Genomic DNA, 13884 nt, shown 5'->3' on the forward strand with positions numbered 1-13884 from the left:
CTGGGCCGTGGAAAAACGGCCCGGGGTCACCGGGTGAACGGCCGGGCGGGGCGATCCATTCCCCCGCCGCCGCGCGCCGTGTCCACGGCGGCCGAGCTCACAGGGCGGTGGCCGCCTTGAGGACGAGCAGCAGGGTGACGGCGGCGTTGACGGCGGAGAGGGCGGAGACGGCCGTGCCCGCCGCGGCGGCCCAGGCGGCGAGACCGGCGGCGCTCGCGGGCGGGGGCCAGCGGCGGTCGGCGGGCACCGGGCCGAGCAGCGCGGCCACGCGGCGGGGCACGGGGCCGGGTGCCGCGAGGGCCGGGAGGGTCACGGCGGGACTGGTCCGCCCCTGTCCGGCGAGCGCGGCCTTGCCGATGGCCCGCGCCACGGCGCGTCGGTCGCCGACGGCGCGGGCGGCGTCCTCGTCGGCCCAGCGTTCGGTCGTGAAGCTCACGGTGGTGCGCAGGGGGCGCAGGAACGGGTGGGCGCGGGCGGCGAGCTGGACGGCCAGCAGGTAGCGGTGGTGGTGGCCGGTGAGGTGGGCGCGCTCGTGGGCGATGAGCGCACGGCGTTCCCGTATGTCGAGGCGGGTGAGGAGCCCGCTGGAGACGACGATGCGGCCGGGGCGTCCTGGGAGGGCGTACGCGTAGGGCAGTTCGTCGGGGAGCAGGGCGAGGCGGGCGCGGCCCGGTACTCCGGCCAGGGCGCGGGTGGCACGGCGGCGCAGGCGGTGGTGGCACCACAGGGCGTGCGCGCAGGCCCAGGCGACGGCGAGCAGCGCGGGGATGGCGGCGCGGCCCGCGACGTCCTCGAACGGGACGGCGGCGCGGACGGCCGGGTCGGACCAGGCGTCGGGCAGCGGGTTGCCGGGGAGCTGCGCCGTGCCGACGACCATGAGCAGCGCGAGGCACAGGGTGCTGGAGACGGCGAGGACGACGGCGACGGCGGTGAGCAGCCGGGTGGCGCGGCGGGGGGCGAGGTGGACGGCCGCGAGGCGCGCCATGGGCCAGGCGGTCAGCGGCAGCACGAGTGGCAGCAGCACGAATACGCCCATCGCGTCAGTCCTTGCCTCCTTCTGTCCGCGGCCCGTGGCCCGGGCCGCCGTCCGGGGTGTCCTCCGGGCCGTCCGGGTCCTCCTCGGCGAGGAGGGCGCGCAACAGACGCTCGTCGTCGGGGCCGAGGGCGCTGACGAAGCTGGCGAGGACGGCGTGGCGGTCGGTCTCGCTCTCCAGGACGCGGCGCATGCGGAAGGCGGCGAGCCCGGCGACGTCGGCGGCCGGGGTCCACACGAAGGAGCGGCCCGCGCGTTCGCGGGTGACGGCGCCCTTGACGCGCAGGCGCGTCAGGATGGTGACGACGGTGGTGTACGCGAGGCCGCCGCCGAGACGTTCCTGCACCCAGGCGGCGGTGGCGGGGCCCGGCGACTGGCCGAGGGCGGAGAGCACCTGGGCCTCCAACTGGCCCTGTCCGCGACGGCGCGGGCGCGCGGGAGGACCGTCGGGCTCGCCGCCGGTCGCGGGATGTCCGTCCGCCATCTTCCTCACCTCCTGCACGGGCGCGGAATATCGTACCGGTGAGGGCTGCGGGGCCCGGTTCTCCGTTCTTCTACGCTGTTGTAGATTCGGGACGGGCGGCCGGTGGCCGCCGCAGCGCGCGAGCGCGGGCCTGAGGACCGCGGCGGACCCAAGGAGGAGAGTCATGGGAGTTTCCCTGTCCAAGGGCGGCAACGTCTCGTTGACGAAGGAGGCGCCGGGGCTGACCGCCGTGCTGGTCGGTCTGGGCTGGGACGTGCGGACCACCACCGGCGTCGATTACGACCTCGACGCCAGCGCCCTGCTGTGCACCAGCGGCGGCAAGGTGGCGTCGGACCAGCACTTCGTCTTCTTCAACAACCTGCGCAGCCCCGACGGTTCTGTCGAGCACACCGGCGACAACCTCACCGGTGAGGGCGAGGGCGACGACGAGGTGATCAAGGTGGATCTCGCGGGCGTGCCCCCGGAGATCACGAGCGTGGTCTTCCCGGTGTCGATCTACGACGCGGGCAACCGCGGGCAGAGCTTCGGCCAGGTCAAGAACGCGTTCATCCGCGTGGTCAACCAGGCGGGCGGCGCGGAGATCGCCCGCTACGACCTGAGCGAGGACGCGGCGACCGAGACCGCGATGATCTTCGGCGAGCTGTACCGGCACGGCGCTGAGTGGAAGTTCCGCGCCGTGGGCCAGGGGTACGCGTCGGGTCTGGCCGGTATCGCGGCCGACTACGGCGTGAACGTCTGACCGTCCCGGTACCGCATCACCCGCCCTGCCGCGCCGGGCCACCCTCACGGGCGGCCCGGCGTCCGTGCGTCCGGGCCCCGCACGGCCCGCGCCCGGCCCGCTCAGCCCGCCGGGGTGAGGATCACGAAGTCGGCGCCCGAGGGGTCGAGGACGACGGCGAGACGGCCGACGCCCGGGACGTCCTCCGGCCCCATCCGGACGGTGCCCCCGTTGTCCCTGGCGCGGGCGACCGCCGCGTCGCAGTCCTCGCTGCCGAGCATCGCGTGCCAGGACGCCGCGCCGCCCTGGACCTCCAGCGCGTCGGCCGGGACCTTGAGGACACCTCCGCACCTGTGCTCCTCGCCCCGCCCGGCCGGGCCGATCTGCGTGTACGTCCCGCCGCCGCCCTCGGGCAGCGGCGTCGCGTCCGTCTCCCAGCCGAAGAGCGCGCGGTAGAACGCGAGCGCCGCGCCGTCGTCCGGGGTGTACAGCTCGACCCAGCTGAGGGTCCCGGGGCCGTCCACGGCGTCGAGACCCCGCCGCTCCCCCGGCTGCCAGACGGCGAAGCGCCCGCCCTGCGGGTCGGTGAGCTGCGCGAACCTCCCCTCGGACCCGACGTCCGCCGGTGCCACGCGCACCGATCCCCCGGCCGCCCGCGCCCCGGCGGCGGTGGCGTCGGCGTCCGCCGTCGCGAAGTAGACCGTCCAGGCGGGTCTCGCGCCGCTCTCGGTGAGCGGCGCGATCCCGGCGACCGCCCGGCCGCGCAGCCGCAGGATGCCGTAGCCGCCCGGCACGGAGACGTCCCCCGGCTCCAGCGTCCAGCCGAAGACCGCGCCGTAGAACGCGGTGGCGGCCTCCATGTCGGGCGTGCCCAGGTCGATCCAGCAGGGCGAGCCGGTGACGTGGTCGGTGGTGATCATGACGGTCCTCTCGCTGTGCCGCGCGCCCCGTCCGGAGCGCGACTCTTCGCCTACACAGAGTGACATCCCCCACTGACAACCGCCCGCCGGACACCGCGCGCCCGGCGCCGCTACGCCCCCGCCGCGTCCAGCCTCGCCACCTGCTCCGCCGTCAGCCGCAGCTCGACGGCCGCCGCCGCCGACAGGTACTGCTCGTACGTCCGCGGGCCCACCAGCGGCACGAGCCCGGGGTCGTCCTGCCGCAGCAGCCAGGCCAGCACGACCTGCCCGGGCGTCGCGCCCGTCTCCCGCGCGACCTCGTCCACCGCCGCGAACCGCGCCGTCGCGTCCGGCCCCTCGTACGCCTCCATCGTGGGGGTGCCGCTGCGCCGCGCCGGGTCGTCGTAGGCGCCCTTCAGGACCGGCGAGTACGCGACGAGCGTCAGATCGTCGTGCGCGCGCAGGTGGTCGAGCTGTTCGCCGTCCACGATCGACGCCTGGTCGAGCCCGGCGCGGCGGCGCAGGTACGAGTGCTGCTGCTGGAGGGCGACGGGGGCGGGCCAGCCGTGGCGTTCGCACAGGGCCCTGATGCGTTCGAGCCGCCATGTCCTGACGTTGGACCAGCCGATGTAGCGGGTCTTGCCCGCCGCCACCAGTCCGGCGAGGGCTTCGAGGGTCTCTTCGAGCGGCGTCGCCCGGTCGTCCACGTGGACGTAGTACAGGTCCACGTGGTCGGTGCCGAGTCTGCGCAGGCTGGCGTCGAGCGCGCGCCGCAGGGTGTCGGCGCCCGCGCCCTCGTAGCCGATGCGGGTGGCGGCGTCCGGGATGGGCCCGGGCCCGTCGCCCCACACGCCGTCGAGCGAGGCGAGCCGCGCGCTGCCCTTGGTCGCGAGGAAGACGTCGTCACGGCTGCCGGTGCGGGCGAACCAGCGGCCGAGGAGGGACTCGCTCTCCCCGCCGAAGCTGTCCCGGCTCTCCCACCAGGCGTAGCAGTCGGCCGTGTCGAGGAAGGAACCGCCGTCCTCCCGATAGCGGTCCAGGAGGGTGAAGGCGGTCGCCTCCTCCGTCCTGGTGCCCATCAGCATGCAGCCGAGGGCCAGTTCGCTGACGCGCTCGCCGGTGCGTCCGAGTGCCACGGTTTTCACGTGCGTTACTCCCCATCTCACGGGTGCGGAAGGACCGCCACGCTAGGAGCTGGAGTCCACGCGAGCACAAGCCCGCGCGTGCCGGGCCGCCGGGCGGCGGGGTCGGCGACCGGCATTAAAAACTCGTCAAGATTGCCGGAACAAGGCAGTGCGCCACCGTTCCGTTGGTGTCACCATCCATGCAGCAAGCCGGAAGGCGGCGCACGGGGGAGGCGGCGGCGATGGAGTGGTTTCTCGGTCTCGGCATAGTCGGACTGGTCCTGCTGCTCCTGGCCCTGGTCCTGGACGGGGTGGTGGAGGGGCTCCTCGACCTGGACGGGGTCGTCTCGTTGCCGGCGGTGACCGCCTTCACCTCCCTGCTCGGCTTCACCGGAGCGATCACGCTCGCGGTGACCGGGCTGGGAGTGGTCCCGGCACTCGGTGCGGGGACCGTGGTGGGGGGCGGTGCGGCCTGGGTGGTGGTGCGGGTGAGCCGGGCGTTGATGCGCGACGACGGGGACGCGGCCCAGCGGGACGAGAGTCTCGTGGGCGCGGCGGGGGCCGTCGTCACGGCGATACCCGGCGGCGGCTACGGCGAGGTCCTGCTGAACGTGGCGGGACTGCGCGTGAAGCTGTCCGCCCGCAGCGCCCAGGCCGTGCCGGTGGGGGCGGAGGTCTGGGTGGTCGGCGTGCTGTCGGCCACCTCGATCGAGGTACGCCCCGTCGAACGCTGAATCAGCGGAGGGGAGTCAACAAGATGAGTGCGGTCATGATCGCCGTCGTCGGCATCGTCGTGCTGTTCGTACTGCTCGGCCTGGTGGTCGTCTCGCGGTACAAGGTGGCAGGGCCGAGCGACGCGTTCATCATCACGGGGCGGCGGGGCAAGGTGTCCACCGACCCGGTCACCGGGCATGTCACCCGGGACAACAGCGGGCAGAAGGTCGTCGTCGGCGGCGGGGTGTTCGTGATTCCGCTGGTGCAGCAGCGGCACGTGCTCGACCTGTCGAGCCGCCACATCCCCGTCGCGGTGCGCGGCGCGGTGACGCTGCGCGGCGTGAAGGTGAACCTGGACGGTGTCGCCATCGTGAAGGTGGGCGGCAGCGAGGAGGCCATCAGGTCGGCGGCGCAGCGCTTCCTGCGGCAGCAGGGCGGCGTCGTGACGTTCACCCAGGAGGTGCTGTCGGGCGCGCTGCGCTCCATCGTGGGACGCATGGCGGTGGAGGACGTGATCCGCGACCGGGCGGCGTTCGCCGGGCAGGTGGCGGAGGAGGCGGAGGCCAGCCTCTCGGGGCAGGGCCTGGTGCTCGACACGTTCCAGATCCAGGACATCACGGCCGAGGGCAGCTACCTGGCGGACCTGGGCAGGCCGGAGGCGGCGCGGGCACGGCAGGTGGCCGACGTCGCGGAGGCGGAGGCCAGGCGCAGCGCCGAGCAGGCGCGGCTGCGGGCCGAGGAGGAGATCGCGGTCGCGCAGCGGACGCTGTACCTGCGGCAGGCCGAGATCAAGGCGGAGACGGACGCGGCGGCGGCGAAGGCCAACGCGGCCGGGCCCCTCGCGGAGGCGGCGCGGCAGCAGGAGGTGCTCGTCCAGCAGGAGAAGGTGGCCGAGCGCCAGGCCGCGCTGACCGACCGGCAGCTCGACGCGCAGGTCCGCAAGCCAGCGGACGCCGAGCGGTACCGGGCCGAGCAGGAGGCCGAGGCGCGGCGGGTGGCCGAGGTGGCCTCCGCGCGGGCGGCGGCGGAACGCGCCAGGCTCACCGGTGAGGGCGAGAAGCAGCGCAGGTCGGCGCTGGCGCAGGCCGCCAGGATCGAGGGCGAGGCGGAGGCCGCGGCCAAGGCGGCGGTCGGCGCGGCGGAGGCCGGGGCGATGCGGCAGAAGGCCGACGCGTACGCCCAGTACGGCGAGGCGGCGGTGCTCCAGATGCTGGTGGAGGTGCTGCCGCAGGTGGTCGGGAAGGCCGCGGAGCCGATCTCGGCGATCGACAAGATGACGGTCATCTCGACGGACGGCGCCGGGCGGCTGCCGCGCGTCGTGGCGGACAACGTGACGCAGGGCATGGAGCTGCTGTCCACGGCGACCGGCATCGACGTCTCGGCGGTGCTGTCGGGGCTCGCGGGCAAGGCGGGTGTGCCGGGGCTCGGCGGGGTCTCCGGCGCGCAGCCGCAGGTCAACGGCGCCGCGCCGGGCGACGGGGCCGCGGTGGAACGCGCGGAGTGACGCGACGCACGCCCGGGGGCCGGTCCGCGTGGCCGGTCCCCGGGCGTCCGCGCGCGGCGGCGGGTGTCGGCGGCGGGCGTCAGAGCGGCTGCGCGGGCCAGCCGAGGAGACGGGCGCCGATGACGGCCGTCTGGAGCGTGTAGCGCTGGAAGGGGTCGGCCGGGTCGGAGCCGGTCAGGTCGTGGACGCGCGCGAGCCGGTACGTCAGGGCGCGGACGCTGAGCGACAGGCGCCTGGCCGCCTCGGCGGAGACGCACCCGGCGCCGAAGTAGACGTCCAGGGTGCGCACCAGCGGTTCCGCGCCGCCCCTGGCGGCGTCGAGCGGGCCGAGGACGGACAGCACGAGGTCGGCCATCGCCTGCCGGTCGCGGGTGAGGACGGGGAAGACGAGCAGGTCGGCGGCGCGCAGCACGGGGGCGTCGAGCGGCATGCGGTCGGCGATGTCCAGGGCGGTGCGCGCCTCCTCGTAGGAGTGGGCGATCCCGGCCGGGCCCGGGTGGGCGCGGCCGAGGGCGGTGCGGCCCTCACCGGTGGCGGGCAGGGCGGCCTGCGTCTGGGCGGCGAAGTACTCAAGGACCTCGGGCCTGCCGCCGGGCGAGACGCAGACGAGGCGGCCGTCCTTCGTCGTGAGCAGCACCTCGCGGGCGCCGAACCGGCTGCTCAGCGCGCCTTCCACGCGGCGGGTCAGCGGGTGCGTGTCGTCGTAGGGCTCGGGGCCGCGCGCGACGCCGACGGCGTGCGAGTGGGCGAGGGGGAAGCCGAACCGGTCCGCGCGCGACGCGACCGTGCCGGGTTCACCCCGGCCGTGCAGCAGGTCGTCGATGAACTCGCGGCGGGCCGCCTCGTCGCGGCGCACGGCGAGGAACTGCGCGCGTTCGTAGCCTTCCGCGAAGGCGTCCACGGCGACCTCGGCGGCGGCGAGGACGCTCTCGGCCGCGGCCCGCAGCGCGCTCGCGGTCTGCACGCCGCGCACGCCGGGCAGGTCGCGCCAGGCGGTACGGGCGGCGGCCAGGTGGGCGCGGACCATCTCGCGCAGCGCGTACCCCTCGCGCGCGGCCCGCTCCCCCACCGCGCGCCGGGCCCGTATCTCCTCGCCGGTGAGCCGTCGGCCGGTGCGGGAGACCTCGGCGAGGGTGTCGGCCCAGCCCGCGAGGCACCAGGGCGGCAGCGCCGTCTCGTCCGTGGTCACGCCGGTCCCCTCCCCCCGGTCGGGCGCGGGCCCGGGTCGGCGCGCGCCGGGACGACAATAGACGACCCCGCCGACAGCCCTTCGTCCCCGACCGGGGCACCTTCGTGGCCGCGGCGGGAATAGGCGTGCGGGGCAAGGGACTTGAGAGGTTGTCCACCGCGAGGACACCACCGTGCGTACATCATCGAGGAGGGGGAGTCCCACCATGGACACACGCCGCATAGGCAAGGAGAACGTCAGCGCGATCGGCCTGGGCTGCATGCCCATGTCCATCGAAGGGCGGCCGGACCGCGCGCGCTCCGTCGCGACGATCCACGCCGCGCTGGACGCGGGCGTCACGCTGCTCGACACGGCCGACGCGTACCACCTCGGCCCGGGTGACGAGGGCCACAACGAGTCGCTGGTCGCCGAGGCCCTGGCGAGCTGGGGCGGCGACACGTCGGGCGTCCTGGTCGCCACGAAGGGCGGCCATCTGCGGCCGGGCGTCGGATGGACGCAGGACGGCTCGCCCGAGCACCTGAAGCGGGCCTGTGAGGAGTCGCTGCGGCGCCTGGGCGTCGAGGCGATCGGCCTCTACCAGTTCCACCGCCCCGACCCGACCGTCCCCTACGCCGACTCGATCGGCGCGCTGCGGGACCTGCTGGACGAGGGGAAGATCCGCTACGCGGGCATCTCCAACGCCGACCCCGACCAGATCAGGCAGGCGGACGAGATCCTGGACGGACGGCTGACGAGCGTGCAGAACCAGTTCTCGCCCGCCTTCCGCTCCAGCGAGCCGGAGCTTGAGCTGTGCGCGGCGCTCGACGTGGCGTTCCTGCCGTGGAGCCCGCTGGGCGGCATCGGCAACGCCGCGGGGCTCGGCGAGCGGTTCGGCGCGTACGCGCGCATCGCGGGCGAGCACGGCGTGAGCCCGCAGCAGGTCGCGCTCGCCTGGCAGTTGGCGAAGGCGCCCGTCGTGATCCCGATCCCGGGGTCGTCGCGGCCCGAGACGATCCGCGACTCGGTGCGGGCGACGGAGCTCGTGCTGAGCGCCGAGGAGTTGGCGGAGCTGGACGCGGCCTGACGCGCGCGGGTGCGGCGGGCGGGCCGCTCGGTCCGCCCGCCGCGTCCCGTCAGGGGATGAGCGCGTCCAGCGCGGGCAGCAGCTCGGCCTCCTCACGGTCGAGGTGGGCGATCAGCTCCCCGGCGAGCCGGTCGAAGGCGGGCAGCAGGTCCGCCGTACGCCGCTCCCCGCCGTCCGCGAGCAGCTGCCGCAGCTCCAGGGTGAGCGCCGCGATGGCCACGTGTTCCTCCCGCAGCCGGTCGAGCACGGGCGTCAGCGCGGGCCGCCCGGCGGCCAGGAACGGGAAGATCGCGCCGTCCTCCCCGCCGTGGTGGTTGCCGAGGCCCGAGCAGACCGTCAGGCAGTTGGCGCGCAGCTGCGCGCCGACGAGCGGGCCCGACGCCGCCAGCTCGGCGCGGATCAGGGCGAGTTCGCGGCGGTAGCCGTCGTGGACCGAGCGGAGCATGGCGCCGCCGCGCGTGTGGTTCGGGCGCGGGACGCCCGCGGCCTCCAGCGCGACGACGGGGATGACGCGGGCCGTCCGCTCCTGATACTCGGCCCAGCCGGGGTCGGTCTCGACCGCCCGCGCGAACATCAGGTCGCGCTCCTCGCCGTCGAGGACGGTGGCGCGCGCCTCGTACGTGAAGACGCCGTCCTCGACGGTGACGAGGGGGTGCGCGCGCAGGTTGTGGTACCAGGCCGGGTGCCGGTCGGCGCCGCCCGCCGAGGCGATGACGAGGACGCGCTCGTCGTCGGGGAGGTAGCCGACGGGGGTGGTGTGCGGGGCGCCGGAGCGGGCGCCCGTGGTGGTGAGCAGGAGGAGCCGCGCGTTCTCGAAGGGCGGGCCGACCTGCCCGTCGTTCGCGCGGAAGCTGTCGATGACGTGCTGGTTGAAGTCTGCGGGCATGCGGAAGTGTCGTCTCCACGGTGACTGGGGGTGAGCCGGGCAGCGTCCGCCCCGTACGGGCGGTGTGCCGGGCGGCGGCGGGCCTCGCGCCCGCCGGGGGCTCACGCCGTGGCCGGGTGCCTCACTCGTGCATGGCGCTGGGCCGACCCGGTAGTCACGGGCCGATCATATGCGCGGCGCGGCGGGCACGACAACGGCGCCCGCCCCGCCGCCCGTGTCCCGGGCGGCAGGACGGGCGCCGCGGCCCGCCGCGCCGTCACGCCCGGCGCTTGCCCTCACCTGGGCGCATGATCCGGTAGACGACGAACCCGACGACGCCGAGCGCCACGACGGCGACCACGCCCGTCGAGTACGTGCCGACGATGTCGCTGACCTGCTCCCAGTCCTCGCCGAGGCGGTAGCCCGCCAGGACGAAGATCGTGTTCCAGATCGCGCTGCCCAACGTCGTGAGCAGCAGGAACGTCCCCAGCGGCATCCGCTCCACCCCGGCCGGGATGGAGATGAGGCTGCGGAAGATGGGGATCATGCGGCCGAAGAAGATCGCCTTGGTGCCGTGCTTGGCGAACCAGCGCTCGGTCTTCTCGATGTCCTCGACCTTGACCAGCGGCAGCTTCGCGGCGACCGCGATCAGCCGCTCGCGGCCGAAGAGCGCGCCGATGCCGTACAGCGCCCAGGCGCCGACGACGGAGCCGATGGTCGTCCACACGAGAGCGGCGATCAGGTTCATGTCGCCCTGGCTGGCCGTGAAGCCCGCCAGGGGGAGGATCACCTCGCTGGGCAGGGGCGGGAAAAGGTTCTCCAGCGCGATGGCGGCACCGGCGCCTGGGGCGCCGAGGCTCTCCATCAGACTGGTCGCCCAGCCGGTGATACCGCCGGGGTCCTCGGTGGCGGCGAGCCGTACGGGGGATGCCATGGATACGATCACACGCCGAACGCTACAAACTCGGAGCGGTCGAAAGCGATCCGGGCGGCCTCAGCGGACCCTGCGGAAAACCGCAGTCCCCCGCGCCGGGCCCGCCCGGTAGCGTCGGGGCCATGCCCGCCGCCGTATCCCGGTGGCTGTCCGCCGCGGGTCTTCTGGCCGCCGGTACGGTCAGCGCCCTCGCCGGAGCCGCCCTCCTCGTCCTCGCCTCGCCCGTCCTGCTGGCGGGCCCGGACGTCGCGCGCCGCGCCGTCCACCGCGTCGCGGGGCGGCTCACGGGGGGCGGCGCGGACGGACCGGCGGCGCTGCGCTTCCTCGCGTTGCGGCTGCCGGTGGGGCTGCTCGGCGGCCTGGTGCTGCTGGCGGCGCTCGTCGGCGCCGTGTACGCGTCGCTGCTGGTCTGGGGCGTGTGGCTCTTCGGCTGGTCCGTGGTGCCCAGCGGGTTCGGCGGGATGCTGCTGCTCTTCCTCGCCGTGCACGGGGTGCCCGCCGTGGCGCGCCTTGAGGCGGGCCTCGCGCAGCGCGTGCTGGGCGACGAGGCGCGCGCCGCACTGGAGCGCCGCATCGACGAGCTGGCCACCAGCCGCGCCGGGGTCGTCGAGGCCGTGCACGAGGAGCGCCGCCGCATCGAGCGCGACCTGCACGACGGCGTGCAGCAGCGCATCGTCGCCCTCGGCGTGCTCCTCGGCCGGGCGGGGCGCGGCGCGGACCGGGAACGGACGCTCGACCTGGTCGGGCAGGCCCAGCGGGAGGCCGCGCAGGCGCTCGCCGAGCTGCGCGAGGTCGCCTGGCGCGTCTATCCCGCGGTGCTGGACGAGGCGGGGCTCGAAGCGGCACTCGAAGCGGTGGCGGAACGGGCCACGCTGCCGGTGACGCTGGAGTACGCCCTCGCGTCCACGCCGGAGCGCCACGCCGCCGCCGTCGTGTACTTCGTCGTCTCCGAGGCGGTCACCAACGCCGTCAAGCACGCGGGCGCGAGCCGGGTGACGATCCGGGTCGCCGGGCACCCGGCGGGGCTGACCGCGACCGTCGGCGACGACGGCACCGGCGGCGCCGACCCGGCGGGCGGCGGCCTGCTCGGGCTCGCGCGGCGGGCCGCCGCGCTCGACGGGCGGCTGCGCGTGGACAGCCCGGCGGGCGGCCCGACGACCCTCGAACTGGAGCTGCCGTGCGCCTGATCCTGGCCGACGACTCGACCCTGCTGCGCGAGGGCCTGGCGCGGCTGCTCGCCGAGGAGGGCCACGAGGTGACCGCGACCGTGGGCGACGCCGCCGCGCTGCTCGCCGCCGTGGACCGTGACCCGCCGGACGTGGCGGTGGTGGACGTGCGGATGCCCCCGACACACACGGACGAGGGGCTGCGCGCGGCCCTGGAGATCCGCCGCCGTCACCCGTCCGTGGGGGTGCTCGTGCTGTCGCAGTACGTGGAGCGCCGGTACGCGACGGAGCTGCTGGGCGGCGACCCGGGCGGCGTCGGCTACCTGCTGAAGGACCGGGTGGTGGAGGTCGAGGAGTTCCTCGGCGCCCTGGAACGCGTACGGGCGGGCCAGGCGGCGTTCGACCCGGAGGTCGTACGGCGGCTGCTGGCGCGCAGCACGCACACGGACCCGCTGGCCCGGCTCACGCCGCGCGAGCGCGACGTGCTGCGGGAGATGGCGCAGGGGTGCACGAACGAGGTGATCGCGCGGCGGCTGTACGTGTCGCGCAGCGCGGTCGAGAAGCACATCAACGCGATCTTCGACAAGCTCGGCCTGTCGGGCGGCTCGGGGCACAGCCGCCGGGTGCTGGCCGTGCTGCGCTACCTGGGCGGCTGAGCGCGCCCGCGGGACGTGGGTGCCCCACGATGCCCGGCTGCGTTCGGCGGCAGCCGGGCACCGTGGGGGGCGGCGGCGGGGTGGGGTTCGGCGTCACCACCCGGCCGCCTCCGTCGCCGCCGCCCCTCGCGGCGGAGACGGAGCCGGGGTGCCGGACGCCCGGGGGCGTCCGGCGGTCGGTACCGGTCAGTCGAGTTGTTGGATACGGACGTTGCGGAAGGCGACGGTGTCGCCGTCCCCGTGGTTCTGGAGCCCGATGTGCCCCGCGAGGCTCCGGGCCGGATCGGTGTTGGTGAAGTCGTTGACCAGCGTGCCGTTGAGGAAGATCTGGAGGCGTTCCCCCTCGACGCGGATCTCGTACGTGTTCCACTCGCCGGGCGGGTTGAGCGCGGCGTCGCGGGCGGCGAGGTCCGCCGACTGGAAGCCGTAGACGGACCCGGTGGTGCGGTCGTCGGCGTCCGTCGCGTCGATCTGGATCTCGTAGCCGTTGTTGACGGCGGAGAACGGGTCGTCCGAGGGCGGGAAGCCCACGAACACGCCCGAGTTGTCGTCACCGTCGAGCCGCCAGTCGAGCTTCAGCGAGTAGTCGGTGAACTCGGCCGTGTCGTACCACAGGAGGCCCATGCCGCCCTCGGTGGTCAGCGTCCCGTCGTCGGCCAGGGTGAACTGGCCGGGGCCCGCCTGGGTCCAGCCGTCCGTGCCGGTGCCGTCGAACAGGCTGGTGTAGCCCGTCTCCGGGCGGCAGTCGGCCTGCGTGACCCCGGCCGCCCAGCGGATGCCGCCCAACAGGTGCCGGACGAAGTCCGGTTCGCTGTACGACTCCGCCGTGTGGCCGCCGCCGGTGTAGAACGCCCGGCCGCCCTCGTACTCCTTGCACCAGGCGATCGGGTGGTCGCCCGCCATGCTGCCGCCCTCGTAGCTGCTCTCGTCGAGCGAGGCGAGGACGCGGGCGGACTCCCGCGGGTTGGTGCGGTAGTTGTACCACTCGTCGGTGCGTTCCCAGGTCTCGCCCAGGTGCGCCGTGGCGTCGTGCGCGTGGTCCTCGACGTTGACCGTCGCGGGCTGGATGTGCGGGTGGGACTGGAAGAGGGCGCCGGCCAGGCCGCTGTACCAGGGCCAGTCGTACTCGGTGTCGGCCGCCGCGTGGACTCCCACGTAGTTGCCGCCGCCGCCGATGTACTCCTCGAACGCGGTCTGTTGCGCCGGGTCGAGGACGTCGCCCGTGGTGGAGAGGAAGACGACGACCTCGTAGTCCGCGAGCGAGGGGTCCGTGAACGCCGCGGCGTCCTCGGTCGCGGTCACCGTGAAGTTGTTCTCGGTGCCGAGCTGGGTGATGGCGGCGATGCCCTCGTCGATCGAGTCGTGCCGGAAACCGGCGGTCTTCGAGAAGACGAGCACGTCGTACGCCGGGTCGTCGGGCGCGGCCACGGCGTCCGCCGCGGAGGCCGCGGACGCGGCGGGCAGCGCGGCGGCGACGAGCAGGCCACCGGCGGCCCAGCGGGCGAGCCGCCCGGTGCGGGAGGAGACGGTCATGG

Annotated in this window: 14 protein-coding genes; 6 read left to right on the forward strand and 8 right to left on the reverse strand. The window is 75.0% G+C overall.

The features are described 5' to 3' along the window. Nucleotides 1-97 precede the first annotated feature (97 nt). A complete protein-coding gene (locus tag IF27_RS05475) occupies nucleotides 98-1036 on the reverse strand; it encodes a M56 family metallopeptidase (RefSeq protein ID WP_052848206.1) in 939 nt (312 codons plus the stop codon). A 4-nt stretch (nucleotides 1037-1040) separates the two neighbouring features. Beyond that, nucleotides 1041-1517 (reverse strand): BlaI/MecI/CopY family transcriptional regulator, encoded by a 477-nt coding sequence (locus IF27_RS05480; protein WP_052848207.1) that lies wholly within the window; start codon nucleotides 1515-1517, stop codon nucleotides 1041-1043. Nucleotides 1518-1680: 163 nt separating this feature from the next. On the opposite strand from IF27_RS05480, the gene IF27_RS05485 reads away from it, so the two are divergent. Continuing rightward, complete coding sequence (locus IF27_RS05485; RefSeq protein ID WP_052848208.1) at nucleotides 1681-2256, forward strand: TerD family protein; 576 nt, start codon at nucleotides 1681-1683, stop codon at nucleotides 2254-2256. A gap of 101 nt (nucleotides 2257-2357) precedes the next feature. Here IF27_RS05485 and IF27_RS05490 read toward each other — a convergent pair whose 3' ends face one another. Together IF27_RS05490 and IF27_RS05495 are read right to left on the reverse strand one after the other, a co-directional pair. Then, nucleotides 2358-3155 carry a VOC family protein gene (locus tag IF27_RS05490; RefSeq protein ID WP_052848209.1) on the reverse strand — a complete coding sequence of 266 codons (798 nt, stop codon included), beginning with the start codon at nucleotides 3153-3155 and terminating at the stop codon, nucleotides 2358-2360. Nucleotides 3156-3265: 110 nt separating this feature from the next. Further along, a complete protein-coding gene (locus IF27_RS05495; RefSeq protein ID WP_052848210.1) occupies nucleotides 3266-4279 on the reverse strand; it encodes an aldo/keto reductase in 1014 nt (337 codons plus the stop codon). Between the two features lie 221 nt (nucleotides 4280-4500). On the opposite strand from IF27_RS05495, the gene IF27_RS05500 reads away from it, so the two are divergent. Further along, nucleotides 4501-4992 carry a hypothetical protein gene (locus IF27_RS05500; RefSeq protein WP_052848211.1) on the forward strand — a complete coding sequence of 164 codons (492 nt, stop codon included), beginning with the start codon at nucleotides 4501-4503 and terminating at the stop codon, nucleotides 4990-4992. Nucleotides 4993-5015: 23 nt separating this feature from the next. Next, nucleotides 5016-6476, forward strand: coding sequence for a flotillin family protein (locus IF27_RS05505; protein WP_052848212.1), 1461 nt, complete (start codon nucleotides 5016-5018; stop codon nucleotides 6474-6476). Nucleotides 6477-6555: 79 nt separating this feature from the next. Here the strand turns inward: IF27_RS05505 and IF27_RS05510 are convergent, their stop codons facing one another. Next, nucleotides 6556-7665: a PucR family transcriptional regulator gene (locus tag IF27_RS05510; RefSeq protein ID WP_223290926.1), complete on the reverse strand. Its 1110-nt coding sequence runs from the start codon at nucleotides 7663-7665 to the stop codon at nucleotides 6556-6558. A 205-nt stretch (nucleotides 7666-7870) separates the two neighbouring features. On the opposite strand from IF27_RS05510, the gene IF27_RS05515 reads away from it, so the two are divergent. Further along, on the forward strand, nucleotides 7871-8728 hold the full coding sequence (locus tag IF27_RS05515) for an aldo/keto reductase (RefSeq protein ID WP_052848213.1): 858 nt from the start codon (nucleotides 7871-7873) through the stop codon (nucleotides 8726-8728). A gap of 49 nt (nucleotides 8729-8777) precedes the next feature. On the opposite strand, the gene IF27_RS05520 is transcribed toward IF27_RS05515, so the two are convergent. Together IF27_RS05520 and IF27_RS05525 are read right to left on the reverse strand one after the other, a co-directional pair. After that, a complete protein-coding gene (locus IF27_RS05520; RefSeq protein WP_052848214.1) occupies nucleotides 8778-9614 on the reverse strand; it encodes a nitroreductase/quinone reductase family protein in 837 nt (278 codons plus the stop codon). A 256-nt stretch (nucleotides 9615-9870) separates the two neighbouring features. After that, nucleotides 9871-10527: a VTT domain-containing protein gene (locus IF27_RS05525; protein WP_052848215.1), complete on the reverse strand. Its 657-nt coding sequence runs from the start codon at nucleotides 10525-10527 to the stop codon at nucleotides 9871-9873. 122 nt (nucleotides 10528-10649) lie between these two features. Between IF27_RS05525 and IF27_RS05530 the strand changes: the two genes are divergently transcribed. Beyond that, nucleotides 10650-11714: a sensor histidine kinase gene (locus tag IF27_RS05530; RefSeq protein WP_052848216.1), complete on the forward strand. Its 1065-nt coding sequence runs from the start codon at nucleotides 10650-10652 to the stop codon at nucleotides 11712-11714. Then, on the forward strand, nucleotides 11705-12349 hold the full coding sequence (locus IF27_RS05535; protein WP_052848217.1) for a response regulator transcription factor: 645 nt from the start codon (nucleotides 11705-11707) through the stop codon (nucleotides 12347-12349). The genes IF27_RS05530 and IF27_RS05535 overlap by 10 nt, the downstream gene beginning before the upstream one ends. Nucleotides 12350-12535: 186 nt before the next feature. On the opposite strand, the gene IF27_RS05540 is transcribed toward IF27_RS05535, so the two are convergent. After that, a complete protein-coding gene (locus IF27_RS05540; protein WP_110945567.1) occupies nucleotides 12536-13882 on the reverse strand; it encodes a ThuA domain-containing protein in 1347 nt (448 codons plus the stop codon). Between the last annotated feature and the right edge of the window lie 2 nt (nucleotides 13883-13884).

The sequence above is a fragment of the Streptomyces avicenniae genome (genome assembly GCF_000719135.1).
GTDB lineage: Bacteria > Actinomycetota > Actinomycetes > Streptomycetales > Streptomycetaceae > Streptomyces > Streptomyces avicenniae.

Coding starts and splice junctions, on each gene's coding strand:
- IF27_RS05505 (WP_052848212.1), top strand. CDS start 5,016: ATGAGTGCGGTCATGATCGCCGTCGTCGGCATCGTCGTGCTGTTCGTA.
- IF27_RS05500 (WP_052848211.1), top strand. CDS start 4,501: ATGGAGTGGTTTCTCGGTCTCGGCATAGTCGGACTGGTCCTGCTGCTC.
- IF27_RS05485 (WP_052848208.1), top strand. CDS start 1,681: ATGGGAGTTTCCCTGTCCAAGGGCGGCAACGTCTCGTTGACGAAGGAG.
- IF27_RS05480 (WP_052848207.1), bottom strand. CDS start 1,517: ATGGCGGACGGACATCCCGCGACCGGCGGCGAGCCCGACGGTCCTCCC.
- IF27_RS05525 (WP_052848215.1), bottom strand. CDS start 10,527: ATGGCATCCCCCGTACGGCTCGCCGCCACCGAGGACCCCGGCGGTATC.
- IF27_RS05520 (WP_052848214.1), bottom strand. CDS start 9,614: ATGCCCGCAGACTTCAACCAGCACGTCATCGACAGCTTCCGCGCGAAC.
- IF27_RS05475 (WP_052848206.1), bottom strand. CDS start 1,036: ATGGGCGTATTCGTGCTGCTGCCACTCGTGCTGCCGCTGACCGCCTGG.
- IF27_RS05490 (WP_052848209.1), bottom strand. CDS start 3,155: ATGATCACCACCGACCACGTCACCGGCTCGCCCTGCTGGATCGACCTG.
- IF27_RS05530 (WP_052848216.1), top strand. CDS start 10,650: ATGCCCGCCGCCGTATCCCGGTGGCTGTCCGCCGCGGGTCTTCTGGCC.
- IF27_RS05515 (WP_052848213.1), top strand. CDS start 7,871: ATGGACACACGCCGCATAGGCAAGGAGAACGTCAGCGCGATCGGCCTG.
- IF27_RS05540 (WP_110945567.1), bottom strand. CDS start 13,882: ATGACCGTCTCCTCCCGCACCGGGCGGCTCGCCCGCTGGGCCGCCGGT.